The sequence below is a fragment of the Enterococcus sp. AZ040 genome (genome assembly GCF_050499185.1).
Taxonomy (GTDB): Bacteria; Bacillota; Bacilli; order Lactobacillales; family Enterococcaceae; genus Enterococcus_D; species Enterococcus_D entomosocium.
Genome location: NZ_JBMHEW010000001.1, coordinates 1,482,365 through 1,506,410, shown reverse-complemented (window position 1 = coordinate 1,506,410; position 24,046 = coordinate 1,482,365). Strand labels below are relative to the sequence as shown.

Annotated in this window: 23 protein-coding genes and 1 other annotated feature; of the genes, 2 read left to right on the top strand and 21 right to left on the bottom strand. The window is 41.6% G+C overall.

Annotated elements, in window-relative coordinates; all coding sequences use genetic code 11:
• The first annotated feature begins 22 nt into the window (after positions 1-22).
• Positions 23-901, top strand: a complete 879-nt coding sequence (locus IGK63_RS06925; RefSeq protein WP_016613358.1) for a LysR family transcriptional regulator — start codon at positions 23-25, stop codon at positions 899-901.
• Positions 902-1,210: 309 nt separating this feature from the next.
• Here the strand turns inward: IGK63_RS06925 and IGK63_RS06920 are convergent, their stop codons facing one another.
• From IGK63_RS06920 to IGK63_RS06830, 19 genes are all read right to left on the bottom strand, one after another.
• A complete protein-coding gene (locus IGK63_RS06920) occupies positions 1,211-1,672 on the bottom strand; it encodes a DUF3788 domain-containing protein (protein WP_005236333.1) in 462 nt (153 codons plus the stop codon).
• A 43-nt stretch (positions 1,673-1,715) separates the two neighbouring features.
• Positions 1,716-2,180 (bottom strand): hypothetical protein, encoded by a 465-nt coding sequence (locus IGK63_RS06915; protein WP_016613356.1) that lies wholly within the window; start codon positions 2,178-2,180, stop codon positions 1,716-1,718.
• A gap of 58 nt (positions 2,181-2,238) precedes the next feature.
• Positions 2,239-2,541 (bottom strand): antibiotic biosynthesis monooxygenase family protein, encoded by a 303-nt coding sequence (locus tag IGK63_RS06910; protein WP_016613355.1) that lies wholly within the window; start codon positions 2,539-2,541, stop codon positions 2,239-2,241.
• 218 nt (positions 2,542-2,759) lie between these two features.
• Positions 2,760-3,038 (bottom strand): hypothetical protein, encoded by a 279-nt coding sequence (locus IGK63_RS06905; RefSeq protein ID WP_429972465.1) that lies wholly within the window; start codon positions 3,036-3,038, stop codon positions 2,760-2,762.
• 314 nt (positions 3,039-3,352) lie between these two features.
• Positions 3,353-4,336, bottom strand: coding sequence for a serine hydrolase domain-containing protein (locus IGK63_RS06900; protein ID WP_016613353.1), 984 nt, complete (start codon positions 4,334-4,336; stop codon positions 3,353-3,355).
• A gap of 141 nt (positions 4,337-4,477) precedes the next feature.
• Positions 4,478-5,029, bottom strand: coding sequence for a CDP-alcohol phosphatidyltransferase family protein (locus IGK63_RS06895; RefSeq protein WP_016613352.1), 552 nt, complete (start codon positions 5,027-5,029; stop codon positions 4,478-4,480).
• 128 nt (positions 5,030-5,157) lie between these two features.
• Positions 5,158-5,850, bottom strand: a complete 693-nt coding sequence (locus tag IGK63_RS06890) for a M23 family metallopeptidase (RefSeq protein ID WP_034872226.1) — start codon at positions 5,848-5,850, stop codon at positions 5,158-5,160.
• Positions 5,851-6,172: 322 nt separating this feature from the next.
• Positions 6,173-8,146 carry an ABC transporter permease gene (locus IGK63_RS06885; protein WP_016613350.1) on the bottom strand — a complete coding sequence of 658 codons (1,974 nt, stop codon included), beginning with the start codon at positions 8,144-8,146 and terminating at the stop codon, positions 6,173-6,175.
• 3 nt (positions 8,147-8,149) lie between these two features.
• A complete protein-coding gene (locus IGK63_RS06880; RefSeq protein WP_010749611.1) occupies positions 8,150-8,908 on the bottom strand; it encodes an ABC transporter ATP-binding protein in 759 nt (252 codons plus the stop codon).
• 93 nt (positions 8,909-9,001) lie between these two features.
• Positions 9,002-9,985: a sensor histidine kinase gene (locus IGK63_RS06875; protein ID WP_016613349.1), complete on the bottom strand. Its 984-nt coding sequence runs from the start codon at positions 9,983-9,985 to the stop codon at positions 9,002-9,004.
• On the bottom strand, positions 9,978-10,670 hold the full coding sequence (locus tag IGK63_RS06870) for a response regulator transcription factor (RefSeq protein WP_016611088.1): 693 nt from the start codon (positions 10,668-10,670) through the stop codon (positions 9,978-9,980). Before IGK63_RS06870 ends, IGK63_RS06875 begins: the two co-directional genes overlap by 8 nt.
• A 109-nt stretch (positions 10,671-10,779) precedes the next feature.
• Positions 10,780-11,610 (bottom strand): prenyltransferase, encoded by an 831-nt coding sequence (locus IGK63_RS06865; protein ID WP_034872225.1) that lies wholly within the window; start codon positions 11,608-11,610, stop codon positions 10,780-10,782.
• Between the two features lie 337 nt (positions 11,611-11,947).
• Complete coding sequence (locus IGK63_RS06860) at positions 11,948-12,376, bottom strand: VOC family protein (protein ID WP_010749608.1); 429 nt, start codon at positions 12,374-12,376, stop codon at positions 11,948-11,950.
• A 73-nt stretch (positions 12,377-12,449) separates the two neighbouring features.
• Positions 12,450-14,111 carry a phosphoenolpyruvate carboxykinase (ATP) gene (locus IGK63_RS06855; protein WP_016613347.1) on the bottom strand — a complete coding sequence of 554 codons (1,662 nt, stop codon included), beginning with the start codon at positions 14,109-14,111 and terminating at the stop codon, positions 12,450-12,452.
• Positions 14,112-14,534: 423 nt separating this feature from the next.
• Positions 14,535-15,902 (bottom strand): 23S rRNA (uracil(1939)-C(5))-methyltransferase RlmD, encoded by a 1,368-nt coding sequence (gene rlmD, locus IGK63_RS06850; protein WP_034872224.1) that lies wholly within the window; start codon positions 15,900-15,902, stop codon positions 14,535-14,537.
• Between the two features lie 244 nt (positions 15,903-16,146).
• Positions 16,147-17,976: a translational GTPase TypA gene (gene typA / locus IGK63_RS06845; protein WP_005236363.1), complete on the bottom strand. Its 1,830-nt coding sequence runs from the start codon at positions 17,974-17,976 to the stop codon at positions 16,147-16,149.
• Positions 17,977-18,105: 129 nt separating this feature from the next.
• The gene (locus IGK63_RS06840) at positions 18,106-18,873 is read right to left on the bottom strand and encodes an inositol monophosphatase family protein (protein WP_016611043.1); all 768 of its coding nucleotides are present in this window, start codon (positions 18,871-18,873) and stop codon (positions 18,106-18,108) included.
• 8 nt (positions 18,874-18,881) lie between these two features.
• Positions 18,882-19,154 carry a UPF0223 family protein gene (locus IGK63_RS06835; RefSeq protein ID WP_008381425.1) on the bottom strand — a complete coding sequence of 91 codons (273 nt, stop codon included), beginning with the start codon at positions 19,152-19,154 and terminating at the stop codon, positions 18,882-18,884.
• Between the two features lie 208 nt (positions 19,155-19,362).
• A complete protein-coding gene (locus IGK63_RS06830; protein WP_016613344.1) occupies positions 19,363-20,268 on the bottom strand; it encodes a hypothetical protein in 906 nt (301 codons plus the stop codon).
• Between the two features lie 188 nt (positions 20,269-20,456).
• On the opposite strand from IGK63_RS06830, the gene IGK63_RS06825 reads away from it, so the two are divergent.
• Positions 20,457-20,981 carry a type 1 glutamine amidotransferase domain-containing protein gene (locus IGK63_RS06825; RefSeq protein ID WP_005230058.1) on the top strand — a complete coding sequence of 175 codons (525 nt, stop codon included), beginning with the start codon at positions 20,457-20,459 and terminating at the stop codon, positions 20,979-20,981.
• Between the two features lie 72 nt (positions 20,982-21,053).
• Here the strand turns inward: IGK63_RS06825 and IGK63_RS06820 are convergent, their stop codons facing one another.
• Entirely contained in the window at positions 21,054-22,253 is a 1,200-nt protein-coding gene (locus IGK63_RS06820; protein WP_016613343.1) for an MFS transporter, read from the bottom strand.
• Positions 22,254-22,415: 162 nt separating this feature from the next.
• Positions 22,416-23,687: an O-acetylhomoserine aminocarboxypropyltransferase/cysteine synthase family protein gene (locus IGK63_RS06815; protein ID WP_016613342.1), complete on the bottom strand. Its 1,272-nt coding sequence runs from the start codon at positions 23,685-23,687 to the stop codon at positions 22,416-22,418.
• A 50-nt stretch (positions 23,688-23,737) separates the two neighbouring features.
• Positions 23,738-23,991, bottom strand: a binding site (T-box leader).
• Between the last annotated feature and the right edge of the window lie 55 nt (positions 23,992-24,046).

The following is a 24,046-nucleotide window of genomic DNA, read 5'->3' as shown; positions in this document are numbered from 1 at the left end:
AATAACAAGAGGAGCATTTTAAATGGAATTAAAAAATCTGACCACCTTTTTAGCAGTTGCAGAAAAAGAGACAATTTCGGCTGCCGCAAAACATCTGCATCTTTCTCAACCTTCCTTGTCCCGACAATTGATGGAGCTAGAAAAAGAATTAGGCGTGACGTTGTTCACCCGAGGCAATCGCAAAATCACACTAACAGAAGACGGACTGTTGTTTCGTAAACGGGCGGAAGAAATCGTAGAATTATTAGAAAAGACCCGCTCAGAATTTTTGTCGCCTCGAGATACGATCGCCGGCAATGTATCGATCGGAGCTGGAGAAACTTACGTGATTCAGTTGCTAGGAGCAATCATCAAAGAAATCCAAGCTGAATACCCTAACATCAAATTTCACTTTTATAGCGGCAACGCCGATGAGGTCAAAGAACGATTGGATAAAGGATTGTTGGATTTCGGTGTCGTAATCAGTCCAGCAGACGTCAAAAAGTACCATTCCTTACGCTTACCTGCCAAAGATACCTGGGGCGTGTTGATGCGAAAAGACAGTCCTCTAGCTGTCAACGAAGTCATTACCCCAAAAGATCTCTGGGACGTTCCCTTGATTACTTCGCGACAAAGTTTGGTCAGCAGTGAACTTTCTAAATGGTTGAAAAAAGACCTGAAAAAATTGACGGTCGTCGCCACATATAACCTAGTTTACAATGCATCAAAGCTGGTAGAAGAAGGTGTCGGTTACGGATTGACTCTAGATAAATTAGTCAACTTCGCCCCAGATAGCCAATTGTGTTTTAGAAAATTGAGCCCAGCACTGGAATCAAACCTTGACGTCATTTGGAAAAACACTCAAGTTTTTTCAAAAGCTTCTGGACTTTTCTTGGAGCGGATGAAGGAACAGTTTTCGTAGGATAGGTATTGAAAAACAAAAAACGAAGTGTTTCATCTTTCACATGAAACACCTCGTTTTTCTTTATTAAATGAGATGATTTATTGGCTAAAATCAGTTAAGGCATTCCCGTTCTTTAACTTGGACGTCTTTTTCCATCCACTGAAATAGATGAAAAAATAGCCTATCTCCTTTAAATCACGACTCTTTATTACGAGACTTCCTAAAAAGCCATTGCGCATTCCGATAGCTATGGGTAAAAATATACAAATTTCCTTAGCTTTTAAGAACGACAAATATAAGAATTTTATTTTTTCGAAAGAAAATTGCTTAAATAGAATGCTTTCGAAACTCAGCGATTTGATAAATATCACTCAAAGGAACGTCACTCGCTACATCAAAAATCACAGAAAAAAACTTCATTTTCGTGCCATTGGTCGGCGCCTTATGAATCCTTTCTTTTGTGTCATCACTGATTGGTAGAGACAATAACTGTGTTCGGACTTTCTCGCTAAAGTGAAAGGAGACTTTGAAGAAGCCCTCCCACATCGAAAGCCAAAAAATTGGTTTCACTTTATTCGTCCCACGAGTCGTTGTCCATTTGTATTCACCTTTGGACAACCACGCTTTTCCATCTTGGTAATAGCGCCAATCCATAAGAGAGATGCCCTCGTTTTCAAGCGTTTCGACAAAACGTTGATAAATGGCATATCCCTCACCCAGTGATTCCGCAATCAGTTGCTCTGTTGGTTTCACGTTTTTGTCTCGAAACAATTGCTCTTTGCCTTCCATCCTTTCGCTCAACTCCTTGCGCTTTTTTTAGGTTTTTGCTACGTTACAATTTAATTTTGTTGATATCATCAGTGATGACCCAATCGTCCATATTTTTTTCACGATTGTACTGAAATGGCGTTATTTCTTCTAATTCAGCGATTTCATAGACCGCTAGATACTTTTTCCCTGCCCAACGATCGACTTGCTTTTTCGATAGATTCAACTCTTTTTCATAGCGTTCTACAAAATCTATGGATTCTTCTTTCGTCATCTTTTCAGATTCAGTCACATTGGCAATGATGCCCCGATGAGTGATGGTCAAATCGCCGCCGGTCTCCAAAAAATAAACAAGATCGTTGATTTTGGCTCTTCCTCCTAAAGGTGATTTTCTGCCCGCTGCCCCCCGAATGATCATTGTTTTGTCACCGTGAATCAGTTTCTCAAGCTCTTTGGCTTCCTTATTTAAATAGACCAAATGTTCTGCCCGACCGGCTTTTCCTTGATACCATTCTGCTGGTTTTGTCATAAGAAGTTCCTCTTTTCATATGAATTGTTTTTTGCGCTGTTCTTTCCATGGTGGCTAGTTATTGGAGCGTTTTTTCAATCGTGTATAGATGAGAGCTGCAACTGTTTAGATTGATGAATGAATAAAACTTTTGTGCAAAGGCATTAGGCGTGCCGCATCGGGCAAATGTTTCCGCATCTTCTTTCGTTTCGAACTTGGTGATGTCCGCCCAAGTTTCTCCATCTACTAATAATTCAAAAGAAAGGTATCCTCTTTGTTTGGAAATGTATTCTCGGTTTAATTGTTCAACAACACGAACAAATTCCGCTGTTGAAACGCCTTTTTTTAATTTGTACGAATTATGAAAAGCAACCTGTGCCATCGGGGCTTCCTCCTTTTAGATTCCATCAAGTAATAGAGCGTTTTAAAAAAAAACTAACAGTTCTCCATTCAACCGTTCAAATGACTTTTTTAACGTCCGTTGTATTTCTACCCTGTCCTTTCTTAACAGTTGCAACAAAAAGTCCGTTCAGCAGGAGAGCATTTGGTACTAAAGCGAGCACTCAAGAACTTCCCCCAATAGTTTGTCGTGGGGAACGATCAAACATTTCTCCATTGCTTTCCAGTAACTTTCATACAACTTTTTTGAGCTTTACCATAATTTTCTTCGCTATCAAACTCCCAATAGTGAGCATATTTCACACATTTTATGACTCTCGTCAATGGATCTGGCAGGCGACCTTCCTTGATGGTCCTCATTTCTTTGATGTAATGGGTTCGTTTCATTAATCGAAAGAACAAAGCCCCCTCCATGGCCTTCATTGCCTCTGTTGCTTCCTGCATGACTGCTTCAAAGGTCTCAACACTACTGGGTTTCACTTGATAGATACTGATTTATGAAAACACCCCGACCGCTCCTTTCACTTGTGATTTTCTTCTCAATTATAGTATACCAAGTTTACGTCGTTGATAGTTTGGTCATTTTATTCATTTCTCATTTATCTTCCGTTTATTATTGATTTAGCCTCCTACCTGCGGGATCAAATTGCTAAATTATAATTTCATAAAAGGCTAGCAGCCGAGCTTTATCAGTAGGTCACCAGCCTGACATAGTCACAAAAGGGATCATTAAGCTTTCGCCTACAAAAAAAGCAATCAACTTTTGACAGCAGACTGCTTTTTCTTAACGCTCATTAGTGCAAAAGGAAAGGTTTTAGCTCTGTCTCGATAAAGTCGATGCGATCAAAGACAGTTGGCTTAAAATACGCCGTAATGGCGATAACAGTCTCTGATTCGGGATCAATATAAAGGACATTTCCGCTATTGCCGATGGCGGCATAGGTGCTTTTCTCAGCATCCAAGATCCACCATAAATACCCATAACTCATATTTTGAAATTTCTCTATGTTTGTCTCTAGCGGATTGACCATTTCAGTGAGCCATTGTGAAGAAATCACTTGTTGTCCTTGATGGATGCCTTGGTTCAAGCATAGCTCACCGATTTTGGCTAAATCTTTTGCTGAAAGACAAAGCCCGTAACCTGCAGTGCCAATATTTAAAGGATCGCAAAACCAAACCGGTTTTTTTGGTGCCTTGCTCATCGTAAAGTGCTTATGCTCTTGTGCCGTTTCCGCATAATAATTGGTCAGTTCGGCTACACCAAGAGGTCGAAATAAATAATGGTTCGCATAATCAACGGTCGTCATTCCAGAAGCTTTCGCTAACAAACCAGTGAGGATCTGCAGACAAACGGTTTGATAATTGAATTCATTTGTCACCCCTTTTCTTCCTCCCAATAAATCAAGCGAGGCGCTGGTCCAGTCGTCACTCGAACAAACCTTTGTCCATGGATCACCTTTGCATTTATACGGGGCTCGCATCGTTAATAGGTGTTTGATCGTAATATCCTGAATCGTTTTTTCGCCCCGTTTTACTTGATAGTCTGGTAAATAATCGAGTACTTTGTCATTGACACTTCGGATGACACCTTGATCGATCGCTATCCCAACTAGTAGAGAAACGATACTTTTCGTAGCGGACATAAGGTGGCAAGTATCCTCTGGCTTATACTCATGCCATTCATCCGAGTAAACTTCCTTTCCATTTTGGTAGGCAGCAATTTGGCAAATATTAGGCTGGTTTTTACTGATACATGCATGCAGTTCTTGTCTATTCATTTGTGAAGCCTCCCTTCAAAGATAAGCATAATACCATTAAAAATTGTTTTCAATGTTATTTTTAAAATTGTTTTTGAAGGGTCTTTTAAAAGTCTATTAGCGATGAATACGCAAAAAAAGGCCCTCAATGATAGAGGCGCCTTACTTAAAACTTTCGAATATCGATTTTTGATTTCTATCCAGATTTTTTGAGAGGATCGTTATCAGCAATTCTTCTAATGCGGAAACAGTGGCGATGGTCCCCAAAATCAAGACAACAATTTTTGCAGGACTCACCATGAGCAGCAATGGGAAACTACCTAAAAGAAAACCGACTGCTTTGTTGAGCCATGTATGCAGACTACTAAAAGACCGATATTTTACATAGCCAATCAGATAACTGACAAAACGAATCATAGCTATCACTAGTAGCCAGACCCAAAGCATATGTGCCGCCAACAGCTGTGGTAGAAAAGAAAGAAAAACTGCGAGAAAAAAGCTTACATCTGCGAAACTGTCTAGTAAGGCACCCACCTCACTCGTAAGATTCATCCTTCTTGCAAGCAGCCCATCGACGAGGTCGCTTACAAAACAATAGGAATAGAGCAGCCAAAACCAGCCAGACATTGGCTGAAGGAATAGTAAAAGTGGTGCGAGAATCAGTCGAGATGTGGTAAGGATATTGGGTAAATGATTCATTTGTTCTCCTTGCATTTCATTTTCTTCACAAATTGTGAAAGCCTAAGATTATTTCACGTACTTAAAAGTAGTCCAAAGACTTTTAAACGTTCTTTCAGTTGAGCATCCTGCAAGCCCTGATGCGAATGTTTCAGAACTGGTCCTTAGTATTCCTTCAACAATCGTATCCGATCCGTACTTCCTGGTATCCGATTCTGCACCTTTGTCCATCCCCCTGCTTGGTACACTTCATATTCTTCAAAGCGGCAAGGAAGACCTTTTGCATGGCCGATATCACTTGTGTCCATCACTTGAAAATGCAGATGAGGCGAAGTCGAATTTCCCGAATGGCCAACGTTTCCGATCACCATCCCTTTGGTGATGTTTTGTCCTACGGAAACAGTGACAGATCCTTTTTGTAGATGGACAAATGCCATATAAACGCCCTCAGAAGCTTTTATCACAATGTAGTTGCCAGCTATTTGTTGATAATCATCTTTTTGTTCATTAAAAAACAAACCATTTTTTACAGCGATCGAAAAATCTCTGATCCAGTGAACGATTCTCCGTTCCCGATAACCATCTCTTGCAACAATGACTTCGCCATCACAAGGCGCATAGATTTTTTCGCCCCAACAATAACAGCTCTCCAGCGGGACCCCTAAGAAGAAATAGCGCAAAAAGCTTCGATCATGAAAAGCTTTGGTTTTCCCCTCAAAATTAACTTGTAAAAAATCAAAGGCATAACGCAACCCCATTCGATCGGTACCATGGCTAGGAATCTTCTCGGCTGGTGTAGTCGGCGCAAGCCACTCACCTCTTAAGGGGAATCCAATGGTTATCGGCTGCTCTTTCATAGGGCTTTCTCCTTTTTGGATCACATGATCTCTTTTATTTTGAAATGACTATCAATCGCGCGGCACTCTATACCCGTGCTTTACTCCTTTTCACTATAGGTCACCTAAGGATTTTTTTCAACTCTAAAAAGTGGGCTAACGGGCGTGCCTATCAAAAAAACACCTCAATCATGTAGTGATTCCAAACTGTTAGACCAAAAATTCTAACTTTTGAGCGTCGCTTCATGGATGAGGTGTTCTTACATTTTATTTTTTTGTAGCTCTTGGCGGTGACGGCTAATCCATCTAGCTATCGTCTGACAAAATAGCATTTGTCCCCCCGCTACTGTTTGCGCTCCACCAATCGATAGTAGACTCTTGCGGTGATGAAATACACCAGCAGATAAATCATTGTAAACAACAGGACAGAAATAATCGTTACCGTAATCAATAAGTTACGATCCGTCAGACCAAAAAGAATCAGTAATTTTCGAATCATTGGTAAAGCAAACGCCAAATGGATGATCGCTGCCACCAAAGGAAATGAGAAGATCATCAAAACTTGCTGCTGGATCACTTGCTTGACTTCCTTATGGCTTAACCCAACTTTTTGCAAGATCTCGAAACGTTCTTTGTCCTCCATCCCTTCGGAAACTTGTTTATAATAAATGATCAATGCAGCAGCTAAAATAAAGATCACACCAAAAATCAAACCTAAGAAGAAAAAGCCGCCGGTAAAGGTTTTTGTCTCAACTTCAAAAAGATCTTTTGATTCAACGCTCGCATGAGCATCTGCTGCCAGAAGTTCGCTGCGAATCTCTTTTGCGATGGCTTCGCGATCGCTTGTTTCTGCTGCTTGAAAATTAAAGACTGTTGTTGTCACTGGTTGCTGGTAAAGTTGAAACTCTTCGTTTTGATACCAAGCGCTTAGCTTTTCGGCAAGCCACTGATCATCCACCACGAGAACAAGATGCTGAACGGGGTTTTCTGTTTTCGTGAATGTTGGCAGTTCTTTCAATTCCCGCAAGCGAAATTGACGATCATCGATCGTCGTCTTTTCTGGTAACGCTTGATGCGTCCAGGTGGCGGGAAAAACGAATAGTTCGTCGTCAGCGGGTCCTGTTTTCCCAGTGATTTCATGGTATTCAGAACTGGTAAGAAAAATAAGATACACGGCTTTATCTAAACTACCGCTATTTTCTTCAAAAGTGGTTGAGGGAACAAAATTTGGTTCCTCAAAGGTAAAAAGCAACGGTCTTGTTGTAGTGACTTGCTGGCGCTCTTTGATCGTTAGCTTCTCTTCAAGTCCATTAATTGCTGTGTTGATTTGCTGGGAATCAGCCGCTGACTCAATTTGAACATCGTAAGGAAAACGGGTTTCGATCACATTCTTTTGTCCAAAATAAAGACTGGCGGTCGTAGCAACGGTCACTAACACCATCGTTGATAAAATACAAATACTTGCTAAACCAGCCGCATTTTGCTTCATCCGATACAACATGGTAGAGACATTGATAAAATGGGTCGTTTGATAATAATAGGTCGTTCGTTTTCTTAAAAACTGCAATGCTTTGATACTGCCCGCAATAAACAACAAATAGGTAGCCAAGATTACGAGGACGACGGCGACAAAGAACAGTCCTAATGCACTGATAGGAGATTTGATCGTCACAGAGATCGTATAGCCCGCCACTAAACAAAGGACACCTAATAGTGCCAAAATACCTTTTGCTCGTGGTTCTTTTTCATTACGCTTGCTTCCCTGCAGTAGTTGAAGTGGATCGGTTTTGCGGACTTGCAGTATGTCAAATAAAAATAAACAACCAAAGACGAACATAAAATACAGGATCACCAAGCCAATACTCTCAAATGATAGTTTAAAGACAAAGAACTCGCCTACGGCTAAGATTTTCTTCAGTATCAAAAATCCTAATCGTGCAAACAATAAGCCACTGATCAATCCGGCGGCAAGGCTAATGAGAAAACTGTAAAAGAGTTCCCAAAAGACCACGAAGGCTATCTCACGTTTTCCTAGTCCTAAAACATTGTAGAGACCAAATTCTTTTTTTCTCTGTTTGATCAAAAAGTTATTGGTGTAAAAGGAAAAGATCGCCGCAAAAATCATGAGGATGATATTTCCTAAACGAAACATGAAGATGGCGCTTTGACTACTAGGAAGTTCCTTCATTCCTGGATTGTTCACGATGATTTGCGTCATCATCAAAACAGCCACCAAGAAACTCATAGATAATAAAAAGGGTGTGTAAGCTTTGGCATTTTTACGCAAATTGGAGAAGGCGATTTTTTGAAAGAACATTGGTTACTCCTCCTTTGCAAAGACAGCAGTCATTGTTTCGGCTATTGCTTCTAGAAAAGCGGTATTGCTGCGATCCCCTCGATACAGCTGGTGAAACACATACCCGTCTTTGATAAACAAGACGCGTTGTGCGCGACTGGCTGCGATCGAACTGTGAGTGACCATCACGATCGTCTGTCCATTTTGATTGATCTGTTGAAATAATGTCAGTAATTGATCAGAGGTTTTCGAATCCAGCGCTCCGGTTGGCTCATCTGCTAATAGCAGTTCCGGTTTTGTGATGATTGCTCGTGCGACAGCAACTCGTTGTTTTTGTCCGCCAGACAATTCATACGGATAGTGCTGCAATAAATCGGCGATTCCTAAAGTTTGTACGATAGGTTGAAGCTGCTTTTCCATTTGTTTGACGGAAACTTTTGATAAAACTAATGGCAATAAAATATTGTCTTTTACCGAAAAGGTGTCCAATAAATTAAAGTCTTGAAAAACAAAGCCTAAGTGATCCCGTCGAAAACTCGCTGCGTCTTTTTCTTTGATCGTGGTCAGATCGATGCCATTCAGCTGCATTTCACCCGCTGTTGGTTGGTCTAACGTCGCCATCAAGTTCAGCAACGTACTCTTTCCCGAACCTGATTCCCCCATGATAGCGACATATTCCCCTTCTTCTACCATAAAGGTAATATTTTTCAACGCTTCAACGGGTTGTCCGTTCAGCTGGCTTTGATAGATTTTTTTTACTTGTTGAATGTTTAAAAGTGTCATCTTGTTCCCTCCTTCCTTTTTAGAATAAGCTGACTGGCAGAAAAAAGCGACTTACAATAAAAACCGCAAACTTACAGTGTTGAAAGTTTGCGGCTATCGGTTATTTGTGGTGGGAAAATGAAGTGTGACGATGGTTCCCTGTCCCACTTCAGAATCAATCGCTAAACGGCAGCCGATTTTTTCAGCCGCTTGTTGACTCATATATAAGCCTAGCCCGCTCGCTCGTTGCTGAAAGCGACCATTTTGTCCCGTATATCCTTTCTCAAACACCCTTGGCAAGTCTTCCTTACGAATACCAATGCCGCTATCTTGAATCACTAAGGCATTGTCTTTAGTGAAAACGTTGATGCCACCAGTTTCGGTATACTTCAAGCTGTTGAAAAGAACCTGTTCAAAAATAAAAACGAGCCACTTTCGATCGGATGTCACCGTTAAATCCACCGCCATGTCCAGTTGCAGATTCTTTTTCGAGAAAAACAAGGCATACTTTTTGATCGTTTGACGAACGAGGGGCGCTAAAGCAATCGACTCAAAGACAAAATCTTCATTCGCTAAATTTTGTCGTAAATAATTCAACATCATTTGCAAGTAATCATTCACCTTAAATAATTCCGCTTTGACCTCCGTCGGTGACAACGAATCGCTTTGGACCAAAAGATCCAGCGCAGCTAGAGGCGTTTTGATTTGATGAAGCCACAAGCCGAAATCTTCATAAATTTCTTCATTTTTTAACGCTGCCTTGTAATCAGAAGTGGTTTTTTCTCTTGCCAATTGTTTAAGAAGGGCTTGGTATTCGTCTTCTAAACGATTTCGAGTGGCAGGCAAGAACGCCAACGCCGCTTCCGTCATACGTTCTTTTCTTAATAAATGCTGCAGCTGCTTTCTTTTTTGTGCGTAACGAAAATAATGAAAAAGGGAAAGTCCCCCTAAGATCACCCCTGAAAAGACCACATGGTCAATGAAGGGCTCCAACGAAAGGCTGTGGAGAAAGAATAGCCCAAATAGGCCCGCACTAAACAGCAGGTAAACGAGATAAAACTTTCCATAAAGGACGAAATATTCTTTCACGTTAGTCATAGGCGTGTTCCTTTTCTATCAAATACCCTTTATTCTTTACCGTCTGGATCAAATCGGATAGTTCGATCTGGCTTAATTTTTTTCGCAAGCGGGTCATATTGACCGCTAATGTGTTATTATCGATGAATTCTTCACTATTCCAGAGCATTTCAATGATGGTCTCTTTGGCTACGATCTTCCCTCGATGCTGCAAAAGCAAGGAAAGAATCCGAGCTTCATTTGGAGACAGTGGCAACTGTTCCCCCTGTTTTTTTAATACATTTTCTGTGGGATAAAAGGTTACTTGCCCTATCTCAAAGGTCAGCGCTTGTTGGTGGCTATACTGATAGCTGCGCCGCAGCAATGCTTGGATTTTTGCCAAAACGAAGGCTAAATCAAAGGGTTTTGTTAAATAATCATCTGCTCCCATGTTCATCGCCATGATCTGATTCATCTGTTGATCCATCGACGAAAGGAAAATGATCGGCACTTCTGACGTCTTGCGAATTTCTTGGCACCAATGATACCCGTTGTAATAAGGCAGCGAAATATCTAAAAGAACGAGATCCGGTTTGATCTCATGAAACTCTTGCAAGATGCTAGCAAAATTCTTCGCGGAAACACATTCGTACCCCCATTGCTGCAAATATTCTGCTAGAACAGAGACGATCGTTGCATCATCTTCAACAAGATATATTTTTTGCATGTCTTTCTCCTCTCTGTTGATTAATCACTTGCTTCTTTACAGACAGTGTACCAGAAAAGAAAAAGAATCGTCTAGATGGGGGGAACCTTTCAAAGGGCTGTTTTTTTCCTCAATCCTCTGCCAATCGAGCAAGAATTTCTTGGTAACGCTGTGTGGCAAAGGGACTGATATGCCCTTTTTGGCAAAAATTCAGTTTCCCCAGTTTGGGTACGACCCGTTCTACGATGACATTGCCATTTTGAACTTTCGATTCAAACTGCTGCAAAGCCTCCAAAAATCGTGCGTCTTTTCTGGCAGAAGGATAAAAAGACAAGACATACAGATAATAAAAAAGATTGTATCCTCTAAAGGGATATTCTGTCTGCATAAATAATGTACCCATCCCATAATGACAGGGACTGATTGGCTGACGGATCTCCCAATGAGCAAGCAAAAATTCGCTTGCTTGCTTAAGCGTTTCCATTTGTTCACGATCATGAGTATATCGAAAAGCATCAAGGACCGTTAACGTCGTCATAGGCGTGGAAAAGTGGGTCTCAGGGCCGCGACCAAAACTATACTTATTGCACTTCCAGCCGCCATCTGCTTCCTGAGTAGCAAGAAAATAGTGAAAGGTCTGTTGCAGCCGCTGGTCCCTTTGATAGCCTAGAGAGCACAGCGTTCGCAAAGCCAACGCTGTATGACATGGATAGATCCCCCCTGACGGAGAAATTTTAAATCTGCCGTCTTCTCTCCATCCTTGAAAGATCAATGCGGCTGTCTCTTTTAATAAGTTCTCCTCACGTGACATGCCAAGTTCAAGTAAATAAAGAGGACTTTCTAAGGTCGTAAAGGGTGCTCCTTTTAGTAATTTATGGTCTGGCGTCGACCATAAATCGGCGCCATGATCATATTGATGGGAAATGATTGCCTCGATGTCTTGCTGAACCCTCTGATCCATATTGATCTTCCTCCATCTCTTAAGTGTCGTGCAATCACCCCAATAATCCTCATTGACCCACGGTGCACTCGCTTCTAGAATGATAAAAATTCGAACGTTTTTTAACACATGAGTTAAGTTTTTGTTTTTGAATTGTCCAAATGAATTTTAGAAATCAAATAGTTTTTTTTCCAAACGGACGTACTTTTAAAAAGAATGTTCTAGTTTTCCTGATGACAGGTTTTAAAAAAGTTTGTCTCTGAAATCGCATGATCATCCGAACCCCATAATGAAAGATCACCTGAATAGGAACACGCTCACGCAACAAGTTCATGTCACGCTCTTTTAGTTCAAGGAATCAGGCATAATGAAATAGTTCAAAACGAATGCCTTCTGGGCTTTCAAAAAATAAGGCATAGTAGTTAGGGGCGATGCGCTCTTTGTATTCCATTGGTCGATCATGAAGGATCTTTACCCCTAAAGCTTTTATTTTGGGAAAAATCGCATCTACGACTTCGCGGCTTTCCGCTTTAAATGCTATGTGCTGAACAGAGCCAGGTTTTCTTGAATCGATTTTCTCGTTCTTCCATTCTTTTCGTGGGGAACAAATGCCGAAATCAAATGAATCGCCTATATATTCTACTACTTCCATATCAGCATGTTCTAAATACCCAGAATATTTCTTCTGAAGGTCAAAACCTAATAGTGCAAATAATTGATCATAAAAGCCTTCTGCTTTTTTTACATCATTGACTGTAATTTGGATATGGTGAAACTGAATGTTCATATTCGCTCCTTTCTGGCTAACAAATTAAGTGTTTCAGGAAAAAAGCCGCTTGCGGAAATTTGATTCAACTAAATTAGCTAGGAAGCTCACTTAATGTAGAAATCACCTTTTCCATTGCCGTTGCTACTTCTTTAGGCAACTTATTATAGCCATCATTTTCTGTCTCTTGAGCCAAAATAAAGTCCAGCCGTCCTTGCATCCGCTCTCTTAAATGAGTAACATAGGAGGCATCTTGAAAATCGACTTTAAAGCCTGTTACTGGCAGGAAACTCATTTCGGTGATTCCACCGAAATTTTTAAATTCAGCCTCGCCTTCCACAATTTTTTCAATCGATGTTAGTGTGACTTCAGGCGTGACTTTCTTGCCTTTGTAAAAGCCTGTATTTAGAATATAACAAGCCGTTTGGTTTTCTTTAAACAAGTGCATGAAATGGGCAAAATCTTCCCCTAAAGGATAGACTCTAAATGGATTGGCATAAGGTTCGATGACCAGTTTATCTATATCCGTGGTCTCGACAATATGTTCAGCTGTCGTGCGCTTCGTAGCTAAGGTCAAACCAAAAACAGCGGCTAAAATCGGATCGTCAATTTTTACTACCGGAGGCAGCGTGTCATCTTTCATGATCCAAAATACGGCATCGATCGGCGAATCTAAATGGTCCACCCGATTAGGTGTGACATAACGAGATTTGACGGTTCGGCCATTCCCGTTACGAATATCTTGGGTCACGAGGACCTTTTTTCCTTCCTCGTCTAAAGTAACCCCAACATTTTGACAGGTGATAAAGTAGCGGACATTTGGGTTGGTTAATGGATAGTCTTGCGTTTTATCAAAATAAGAAGGCTCCAGAGCAGTAGATGCACCATTTGTTTGATTAATCACAAACGCATCGTCATGCAGAACCTTGATCTCATATTTGCCACCATGTTCTGCCAATGTGATAGTCGATTTTCCTGATCCTGAAAGACCAAAAGCAGCCATCGTAAATGTTCGATTCGGTAACTGATACTGCTTCATTCCCCCATGACACGCCACAAAGCCATGGCGATGCGCGGTAGCCCAAGCCAAAGTTAATGTCGCTTTTTTCAATTCACCAAAATAGTTTAAACCTAAGACTGCCGCAACATTGTGTTCAGGATCAAAAAGAGACAGCCCATAAGGAAAATCAGGATGAGACCAATCTGGATCAGCGTACAAAAAAATGTCCGTCTCTGGATATTCTTTGGAACGTTGGTACCTTTCCTCCCATGATTTCGTCATCAATTGAAAATTCAACAAATAAGAGTAAAAATTGGTTTCATAGTGCTCTGGTAACAACAGGTGTGCTTTGACCATAAACGCTTCGTCTAATCCTACAACAACTTCACCGCCATAAAATTGCTTGCGGGTTCCTTGGTATAAGGCATCTCGCAAAATGTCTTCATATAATTCTCGCTGGATTCCAGGATGTCCGATGATGCGTCGAGCTGACGCTGTCCGTCCAACCACTTTTCCGTCATTAAACACGATGACTTTTGTATCCTCTGGTAGTCCTAACTCCTTGGTGTGTGTGACCGGCATATCCGTAAGAATAGCGCCAGAAGATTCTTTTGCTAAGCGATAGGCCGTGGCTAGATCATGAATCCAAGTGACATTGTTCCCATAAAAAGCTGACTCTATCAACACTTTAAAACTAGACAAATGCGTATTCTGCGGTGTAATCTCTTTGTGTGAAAATGCACGAATCGTTGCCATGTGTAATCCCTCCTAACAAAAATTTTCTATTCACTACGTTTATTATAATACTTTCTAATCATCACACGCCATATTTTTATACACATTAACTATAAATTGCCGATAAACCATTTTGTTAAAGGATTTGGCTGTCTGCATATTTGTAGCTTCACTGCTTTTTGCATTGATTTTGTCCCCGCTCATCAATAGTGAGAAAGAACAAAAAAACTGGAACAAAAAAGAGTGTCTTTCTGTTCCAGTTTCTGGTTTTATATTTCATCCATTCTAAACGTCACAATCGACGTAATTAGATAGACAGATGGGTTATCGTTGCTTATTTCTCAATTGATTCGCCTTCTCTAGTAACTTTGTTATCGTAAGACTTTATGACAATTACCATAAAAAGAACTCACGGTCAAAATCACTGAAAAGAACTCGTTTTTCTTAACGACGTTCTAACAACACGACACACTCCACATGGGTCGTTTGTGGGAACAAATCAACAGGTTGGACTTCTTTTGTCACATACCCTTCTTCTTCAAACAACGCTAGATCACGAGCCAAGGTTGCTGGATTGCAGGAAATGTAAACGATGCGCTCTGGTTTAACTGCAGCGGTCGTTTCAATAAAGCTGGCATCTAAACCTTTGCGAGGTGGATCAACGAAGACGACCGTCGGTTGAATGCCTTCACGTAGCCATTGCGGCATGATTTTTTCGGCTTTACCGATAAAGTAATGCACGTTTTCGACACCATTTCTTTTGGCATTGGCTTTGGCATCGTTCACTGCTTCAGGAATGACTTCCATCCCTAACACTTCTTTCACGCGATCAGCCAAACTGATCCCGATCGTTCCGATTCCTGCATAGGCATCCACAACGATATCATTTTCAGACAGTTGTGCCATCTCGAAGGCGGTTTGGTACAAGACTTCTGTTTGCGCTGTGTTGACTTGGTAGAAAGATTTCGCTGAGATTTGGAAGGTTTTGCCTAATAATTGATCATCGATCGATGACTTGCCATACAAGACACGCTCGAACTCGCCCATGATCACATTGGTTTTTTCTTCATTGATGTTTTGAATGACAGAAACAACTTCTGGAATCTCTTCGTGGATCACTTCCGCGATCTCTTCTCCCTTGAAGAATTTCGGTTTACGTGTCACTAATACGACCATCATTTCACCTGAGTGATGCCCACGACGAACGACAATGTGGCGTAAGAACCCTTCATGGGCTTCTTCATTGTAAGCTTTGACATTGAAGCGCTGCAAAATATCTCTGACTTTGATGATTGCTTGATCGATGTTTGGATCTTGAATATAAAAGTCTTCGATCGGTACCAGAGTATGGCTGTTTTTGCGGTAAAATCCAGTCGTTAATTTTCCATGAATCTTTTGCACAGGGATTTGCGCTTTGTTGCGGTAACCAAATGGTTTTTCCATTCCGATTGGTGCATTGACCTTGATTTCAGGCAGTTTGGCGATTTTAGCCAAAACATTCTCTACTTGCTGCTGTTTGAAGGCTAATTGTTTGTCATAGCTCAAATGACTCAATGGGGCGATCCCGGTGCGCAACAATGCTTCATTCGGTAATTCTTGTCGATCAGGACTTGCTTGCAACAGTTTCATCACTTTGGCAAAACCAAATTTGTTGCCGACTTTCAATACTTTGACTAAGGCTCGTTCATTTGGCAGGGTGTTTTCAATAAATAATAAGTACCCATCGACTTTGGCGATCCCATTTCCTTCATGGGAAAGATCCAAAATATCAACTTCAAGTTCCTGATTCTTTTTAACAGGATAATTTTTCATAGATTTCTCCTTTGTGCTTGCTTTCTTCATTTTAAAAAGGAATGGCCGAAATTGCAAGCGGTGCTTATTCTAACGGTTCAACTTGACTTCGAGCAAAAAAGAACCGAAGGAGGGAAATCGGCTGATTGCTTTTTCTGGGTCCTGCGGCGAAGAGCCGCTGCAACACAGGAGCAATCCCTTTTCCATCCTTCGGAAAATCGAACAGATCAGAAGTGTTTAAAACTTTTGATCACTGTTTTAGTTATCAGTTATTTTTCTTTTTCTGTGATTTTTCCCGTTCGCTCTTGTTCAAGATTTGTTTTCTTAAACGAATGCTTTCTGGTGTTACTTCACAGTATTCATCATCATTCAAGAATTCCAGTGATTCTTCCAAAGAAAGAATACGAGGTTTCTTGATAACTGAGGTTTGGTCTTTGTTTGCAGAACGGACGTTGGTCATTTGTTTTGCTTTCGTGATATTGACCGTTAAGTCTTTGTCACGAGAGTTTTCACCAATGATCATTCCTTCGTACACTTCGGTACCTGGTTCAACGAAGACCGTTCCACGTTCTTCAATACTCATGATCGAGTAAGTCGTTGCTTTTCCTGTATCGATCGATACAAGTGCGCCTTGATGACGGCCACCAATTTGTCCTTGGATCATTGGCAAATATTGATCGAAGGTGTGGTGCATGATGCCGTAGCCGCGAGTCATTGATAGGAATTCTGTCGTGTAACCGATCAAGCCACGAGCTGGTGCCAAGAAAATGATCCGTACTTGTCCATTCCCTGTATTGATCATATCTTGCATTTCTGCTTTACGCATTCCCAATGATTCGATTACTGATCCCATGTATTCTTCTGGGGTATCGATTTGCACCCGTTCAAATGGTTCGCATTTCACGCCATCGATTTCGCGTTCGATAACTTCTGGACGAGAAACTTGCAATTCAAATCCTTCACGACGCATATTTTCGATCAAAATTGACAAATGAAGTTCGCCACGTCCAGAAACGATCCATGAATCAGGTCCGATTGGATCCACACGCAATGAAACGTCTGTTTGCAATTGCGCCATTAAGCGTTCTTCAATTTTACGAGCGGTTACGAATTTTCCTTCGCGACCCGCAAATGGTGAATTGTTCACGATAAAGGTCATTTGTAACGTTGGTTCATCAATGTGTAAAACAGGTAATGAATCTTGATGATCGATTGGTGTAACAGTTTCACCAACGAAGATATCTTCCATCCCAGAAACGGCAATCAAATCACCGGCTTTGGCTTCTTGGATTTCTAAACGTTTCAAACCGAAGAAACCGAAAAGTTTCGTCACACGGAATTTTTTAACTTCTCCGTTTAATTTCATCAATGCAACTTGGTCGCCGACTTTGATTGATCCGCGGAAGACACGGCCAATACCGATACGTCCAACGTAGTCATTGTAATCAAGCAATGATACTTGGAATTGCAATGGTTCGTCGCTGTTGTCGATTGGCGCTGGAATATGTTCGATGATCGTATCAAACAATGGTGCCATCGTTTTTTGTTGATCAGCAGGATCATCTGATTCACTTGAAGTCCCGTTGATCGCAGAAGCGTAGATCACTGGGAAGTCCAATTGGTCATCGTCGGCACCTAATTCGATAAATAGTTCTAAGACTTCATCGACGACATGCTCAGGACGAGCAGATGGTTTGTCGATTTTGTTGACAACTACGATTGGCACTAAGTGTTGTTCCAACGCTTTTTTCAATACGAAACGTGTTTGAGGCATCGTTCCTTCATAAGCATCAACAACCAAAACAACACCATCGACCATTTTCATGATCCGCTCTACTTCACCACCGAAGTCCGCGTGTCCTGGGGTATCCATGATATTGATTTTTGTACCGTTGTATTCAACCGCTGTATTTTTCGCTAAGATCGTGATGCCACGTTCTTTTTCGATCGCATTTGAATCCATCGCCCGTTCTTGTAATTGGGTATGGCTATCTAACGTTTGGGATTGTTTCAATAATTCATCAACTAATGTAGTTTTTCCGTGGTCAACGTGGGCAATAATAGCGACGTTGCGGATATCATTTCTAATATTCAATTTATAAACTCCTTTTTTGGTGACATTGCACTCGACAAGCCATTATACCAGAATTTCTTTCTGAAATATAGTGCAAAGTTTTCATTTTTACAGAAAAAACCAGATATTAATAAAATATCTGGTTTTTTCTTATTGATTGACGATCGCCAATAATTCTTCAAAAGCTTTCGGTGTACCGCCTACGAACAATTCCCGTCCATTCAAGGATAGCGGCTCTCCTTTGATGTTTGCCATTTTTAATCCAAGGGTTTCTAACAAAACGCCCCCTGGCGCATAATCCCATGGCGCAAGATGAGAAAGATAGCCTGCTCTTTGTCCTTTAGCGAGGGCAATCAGCTCTACCCCAGCACAGCCAGTCATACGAATGCCTAATGCTTTGTCACTGACCTCGGTTTCGTGGTGGCGGTTATGGATCAACATGGGTGAATTCAAGCCAACGAGACCTTCGGATAAGGCAATATCTTTCGGCGGTTCGATCTTCTCGCCATTGTTATAGACACCAATCTCTGGACCACCCCATAAGAATTCATCTTTCATAACATTATAGACAAAGCCAAAGCGCCCTTTGCCCTCTTCGTAAATCGCGATCATGATACAAAAGTTTTCTTTTTCTAACACGAAATTCATCGTTCCATCGATCGGATCAATGATGAAGACCCGCCCACTCATGTCGGCAAGTGTGTCCAGTCCGTTTTCTTCACCTAAAATTTTGGCATCCGGATCATAGGATTGGATCTTACCAATCAGAAAATCTTGCGTGGCTTTATCCAATTCTGTCACTAAGTCTTTCCGTCCTGATTTTGTCTCGACCACTAAGTCTTCTTTATTTAAATTGTCTTTGATCGTTTCACCTGCAGCGATCATCCACTGGCGAACTTCATTAACGATTTCATGCATTCGTTGATCTACCCTTTCATTTTTAGTTTTCCCTCAGTCTTTTTCGCTGCCTGCACAGCATGGTACAGCGAATAGCCTGATAGTTCTTCAAATTCTCTGCCTAAACGGCGTTCCTCGCCAATGCTAGGAACGACTTTCTTAAAGGCTTGATACGCCTCAAGAAACGTACTACTAGGAAGGCCTTTTTCATAGGCTTGTTCTAATCGTTCCCACATCTTCATGACGACGACCATTTCATCTGTCGACCAATCTAAGTCAAGAGGATATTGATAATCCCGCATATTACCACTCCTATTCATCTTATTCAGTGTACCACAAAATTAAAAATAGGTCAGAGCCTCCGCTGCAAAAAAGGTACATCCTAGCAATGAATGTACCTCTTGTATACAAACTATTGAGATTTTTAGAAGCTGAAACCCATGAATCTCAAATTAAGAAGGAAATTCCTTTGTTCTTTCAACGAGATTGCTTATTAGAAAATGACCGATTTCAAAAAGGTTCGTCTAGAAAAGCCTGCAAAAACAAAAAATTTTTAATGATAGTAATTGATTTCCACCACTGTTTACTTATGAAAAACTCTGGGTAATCCGTTCCCCATTGCCATGGAATGACAAATGATCCATCTTCTTGTTGGTATTTTAAAATTTCTTGGGCTTCTTTTTTACATAATTCTTCACTAAAGATCCCAAGCAGCTGCTCTCTTGTAAAGAAAAAATTTGAAGGTTTACTGACATAAGACGTGAACCACTCTTCTGGCTCGTTTGAGACAGTATGGCGAATTTGCTGGAATAAGATCTCGCGAAAGCGGTCATTTGCTAAAACAGGCTGATACTGGATTTCTTCACAGTCTTGTAATAATTCTAGATAGACGACTAATGTGTGCATTTCACTGGTTGGTTCCTTAAGGAAACTTGCAACTGCTGTTTCAACGATTTCTTGTGCTTTTTGATAGAGGGTAGTTTCCCCTGTTTTTAAGATCATACCAGCTAGACTTACCGTTGGGTTGTCTGCTGGCACGCCTACAGGACTCTCCCACCAAATCGCATGCGGATAGGATACCGTTGACGGCACTTGGTTGAACCATTTCCCTTCAGAAAACTCTTTTCCACTAGCTAAATACCTTAAAATCCCTTGGACTTGTGGATTTGTCGAATGAAGGCATTCAAGCTCTCTTAAAATTCGACATGCCTCCCACACTGCAATCGGTGTACTGTTGGGATTCCAATGATCAGGTTCCAAACCATGCCCATACCCACCATCTTCATTTTGGTAGAATTGTAACGCCTGTAATACAGCCTCGCGAGATCCATTTTCAAAATGATACTGCCAACGAGCAAGGTCTAAAGGGCGCGCGTTTTTGTAAATAAATTTTCGAGCATTTTCGAATGCTTCCACATCTTCGCCTCCTTTGGCTTTCTTTCATTATCTCTTACTTTCCTAATGATTACAACGCTTACATCACTACCATTTCTCTGAATGACCATTCTCAAAATAGCTTCTTGGCATTTTTTAAGAAGCATACTTTTGGTGTTTCTCTTTGCATGATGTTACAGTAAGAATAACAAGAAAAAGGAGGAATTCTCTTGCGTTTAGAAAACAAAAAAATCATTGCCTTAGTCGACAATGATTTCGAAGATTTAGAACTGTGGTACCCGGTCCATCGGTTACGGGAAGAAGGCGCGCAAGTCGATTTAGTCGGTGAAGAAGCGCATAAAACGTATATTGGCAAATACGGAGTACCCGCAGAATCAGCCTATGCTTTTTCTGATATTCATGCCGATGACTACGATGCCATCTTAGTTCCAGGTGGTTGGGCGCCTGATAAATTACGGCGTTTCCCAGAGGTCATCTCTTTCGTGCAAACGATGGACAAAGACGAAAAAGTCATTGGTCAAATCTGTCATGCAGGCTGGGTCTTGATTTCTGCGAATATCCTGCAAGGCAAGACGGTCACCAGTACACCAGGCATCAAAGATGATATGACAAATGCTGGAGCCACATGGGTGGATACACCTGTGGTTACGGATGGACATATCGTTTCCAGCCGCCGTCCTCCAGATCTACCAGACTATATGCGGGAATTTATCGCTGTATTAGAAAAGAAATAGTACCCGTTGATCAGATTCAAAAGAGTTGCGACCGAAGCAAATACGGCCGCAACTCTTTTTTCTACCTAGCGATCATTCGCTTAGGATCGCTAGTTTCTTGTTACTTTTAGGGATTTTTTTCACACCGATAAAGGTCAATGCAGCACCTAGAACGGCAAACCCAGTCCCAATCAAAAGCATTTCCCAAACACCAAAGCTTTGGATCAGCATCCCGCCCAAAAGATTGCCAATCACGCCACCGATCGTGGTAGCAATGATAATAATCGTTTGTCCAAAAACCCGATCTTCATCTGCCAAACTATGGTTGAACAAATAAGCCGAAGCTGGAATAAACAAAGCAAAACTAGCCCCTTGCATCAAATGGCTCAATTCCATCAAGACAATGGAGCTGATCAACAGCATCAGCACCCCACGAATGGCAAAGGCAACACTGGAAAACAACAGCCAAAAACGGCTAGACCGTATCCTCACTAACTGTTCAAAGAAAATCATGCCTGGCAATTCGCATAACGCCGCAACCATCAGGGCGATGCCAACTTCCTTACTGCCACCGCCAATATCGGCAAAAATTTGTGCCAAAAAGCTGTTGATCATCGTGTGGAAGCTGAAAAGAAAGCTAAACCCGACAAAGAGAAAGAGTAGAAAAGGATATTTCTTCAAAAAGGCACCTGAATGACTTTGTTCTGTAAGCATCACGGGCATTTCTGGCTTCTTGATCGCTGGCAGCAAAAGCAAAATAATGAGAAACAAAACAGCCTGCCCGATAGCGATCATTGGCAAAAGGGCTGCCGAAAACTCCTCCAAGAGCTGCCCCAGTAAAAAGGAGGTCCCCGCAAATCCTAGTGACCCACCCGCACGCGAAAAGCCAAAATTGATTTTGTTGCCGCTATTCGTGTATTCAAACGCCAAGGCGTTGAGAAAGGACTGCATGGAAACGAGCAAAATCCCTCCTAAGACATAGGTCAGTATTGATAATGCAGGGAAAATCACACCTGCTAAGAGCACCGCGACCACGCCGATTGTCATCGTTTTCAAGACAACGATCAGCGGTACTTTACTTTTTTTGATAATGATTTGACTGATGAAGGGCTGCAAAATCGTAGACGCAATATTGACTAAGGCTAAAATACCGCCAATTTTTGCTGGATCGACCTTGAAATAAATCAAAAAAAGGGTCGCAAAGCCATAGATTGAGCAAAACATCATCCAATAAAGAAATTGCAAACTTGTGTAGTAAAACCGAATCCTCTTGTCACTTGCATGATTACGCATACATCCCCCACCTTATCCATATTCCTTAGCAACTAAATATAGCATAGAACCGATGGATTTACTATCCTTCTAACAACAGAAACCGCAGTTTTATTTGAAACACTAACCGACAACAAAAAAGCGCAGCATAGTATCCTGCGCTTTTCCTACTGCTTCAACTATTTAGAGCTGTTGGAAGGCTTGCGTGAGATCTTCCAATAGATCGTTGATGTTTTCCAATCCAATGGATAGGCGAATCGTCTCTGGACGAATTTTGGCTGCTGCAAGTTCTTCTACGCTAAGCTGGGAATGGGTCGTCGAAGCTGGATGGATGATCAAGGACTTTGCATCCCCGACATTTGCCAGCAAAGAGAAGAGCTTGGTTGCGCCACAAAAGGTTTTGCTTGCTTCTGCTCCACCCTTTAATCCAAAGGAAAAGACGGAACTGGTCCCTTTGGGGAAATACTCCTGCGCCCGTTCAAAATAGGGGCTGTCCGGCAGTGTTGGGAAATGAACCCAAGAGACTTCCGAGTGCTTGGCTAAAAATTCAGCAACTTGTTGCGCATTTTCTACATGACGTTCCATCCGCAACGAAAGCGTCTCGATGCCTAAAAGCAACACCCATGAATTGAAGGGAGAAATCGCAGCGCCTGTATCCCGTAAAAGAATCGTTCGTGCCCGAGTGATATAGGCAGCGTTACCAGCGGCTTCTACCCATGAGATTCCATGGTAGCTATGATCGGGATCGACCAGCTTGGGAAATTTGCCATTTGTCCAATCAAAGTTGCCGCTGTCGATAATGGCCCCTCCCAAAGCAGCACCGTGACCACCGAGGTATTTTGTCGTGGAATAAACGACGATGTCCGCCCCATGCTCAAATCCTCGAAACAGATAGGGAGTCGCAAAGGTATTGTCAATGATGAGGGGAATCCCTGCTTCATGAGCGATCGCTGCAATCTTTTTAAAGTCGGCAATATCAATATCTGGATTACCTAAAGACTCTAGAAAAACTGCTTTAGTATTTTCTTGGATGGCTGCTTTTAGTGCTGCCAGATCTTCACTATCAACAAAGCTTGTAGTGATGCCAAAATCTGGCAACGTATGAGCGAATAAATTATAGGTCCCCCCATAAATTGAAGCAGCAGAAACGATATGATCTCCTGCTTGTGCAAGATTTAAAATCGCATAGGTGATCGCTGCTGAGCCAGAAGCCGTTGCTAACGCACCGACACCGCCTTCTAAGAGGGCTAATCGTTCTTCTAGAACAGCCGTTGTCGGATTGGTAATACGGGTATAGATATTGCCATTCTCACTAAGACTAAATCTCGCTGCCGCTTGATCTGCGTCCTCAAACACATACGATGTGGTTTGATAAATGGGTACGGCGCGACTCCCTGTGGTAGGATCTGGTGTTTGTCCTCCGTGTAATTGAATCGTCTCAAATCTTTCTGTCATACTATTCCTCCTTAATAATACAAATAAAAAAGCCCTCTGATATCGAGATATCAAAGGACGTGTTTACGTGTTACCACCTTTATTCAAGCAGACTTTCCAGCATGCTTCTCAGCAAGTACGCGACAAATAAACGTCGTTATACTCTGACGCGATAGCGGGCGCACCCGGATCTCCTTATCTTTCGTACAAGTTCAGAAGATCACCTCTGAGGCCATTTTCGATTGATTCTACAAGTTCTTCTTGCACCCTACGAAGACTCTCTAAGCTTGCCAAATCAATGTACTTTCCTCATCAACGGTTGAAATATTAAGAGCATCGTATCATTTACAGAAGATTCTGTCAATAGCTTAGGATCGCTT

Bases quoted from the DNA above. Each gene is read 5' to 3' on its own strand.
- IGK63_RS06815 (WP_016613342.1), bottom strand. From the start codon at position 23,687: ATGACAGAAAGATTTGAGACGATTCAATTACACGGAGGACAAACACCA.
- IGK63_RS06820 (WP_016613343.1), bottom strand. From the start codon at position 22,253: ATGCGTAATCATGCAAGTGACAAGAGGATTCGGTTTTACTACACAAGT.
- IGK63_RS06890 (WP_034872226.1), bottom strand. From the start codon at position 5,850: ATGAAAGAGCAGCCGATAACCATTGGATTCCCCTTAAGAGGTGAGTGG.
- IGK63_RS06870 (WP_016611088.1), bottom strand. From the start codon at position 10,670: ATGCAAAAAATATATCTTGTTGAAGATGATGCAACGATCGTCTCTGTT.
- IGK63_RS06920 (WP_005236333.1), bottom strand. From the start codon at position 1,672: ATGGAAGGCAAAGAGCAATTGTTTCGAGACAAAAACGTGAAACCAACA.
- IGK63_RS06880 (WP_010749611.1), bottom strand. From the start codon at position 8,908: ATGACACTTTTAAACATTCAACAAGTAAAAAAAATCTATCAAAGCCAG.
- IGK63_RS06865 (WP_034872225.1), bottom strand. From the start codon at position 11,610: ATGGATCAGAGGGTTCAGCAAGACATCGAGGCAATCATTTCCCATCAA.
- IGK63_RS06875 (WP_016613349.1), bottom strand. From the start codon at position 9,985: ATGACTAACGTGAAAGAATATTTCGTCCTTTATGGAAAGTTTTATCTC.
- IGK63_RS06925 (WP_016613358.1), top strand. From the start codon at position 23: ATGGAATTAAAAAATCTGACCACCTTTTTAGCAGTTGCAGAAAAAGAG.
- IGK63_RS06885 (WP_016613350.1), bottom strand. From the start codon at position 8,146: ATGTTCTTTCAAAAAATCGCCTTCTCCAATTTGCGTAAAAATGCCAAA.
- IGK63_RS06910 (WP_016613355.1), bottom strand. From the start codon at position 2,541: ATGGCACAGGTTGCTTTTCATAATTCGTACAAATTAAAAAAAGGCGTT.
- IGK63_RS06840 (WP_016611043.1), bottom strand. From the start codon at position 18,873: ATGCATGAAATCGTTAATGAAGTTCGCCAGTGGATGATCGCTGCAGGT.
- rlmD (WP_034872224.1), bottom strand. From the start codon at position 15,902: ATGAAAAATTATCCTGTTAAAAAGAATCAGGAACTTGAAGTTGATATT.
- IGK63_RS06835 (WP_008381425.1), bottom strand. From the start codon at position 19,154: ATGCGGGATTATCAATATCCTCTTGACTTAGATTGGTCGACAGATGAA.
- IGK63_RS06855 (WP_016613347.1), bottom strand. From the start codon at position 14,111: ATGGCAACGATTCGTGCATTTTCACACAAAGAGATTACACCGCAGAAT.
- IGK63_RS06860 (WP_010749608.1), bottom strand. From the start codon at position 12,376: ATGAACATTCAGTTTCACCATATCCAAATTACAGTCAATGATGTAAAA.
- IGK63_RS06895 (WP_016613352.1), bottom strand. From the start codon at position 5,029: ATGCAAGGAGAACAAATGAATCATTTACCCAATATCCTTACCACATCT.
- IGK63_RS06900 (WP_016613353.1), bottom strand. From the start codon at position 4,336: ATGAATAGACAAGAACTGCATGCATGTATCAGTAAAAACCAGCCTAAT.
- IGK63_RS06915 (WP_016613356.1), bottom strand. From the start codon at position 2,180: ATGACAAAACCAGCAGAATGGTATCAAGGAAAAGCCGGTCGGGCAGAA.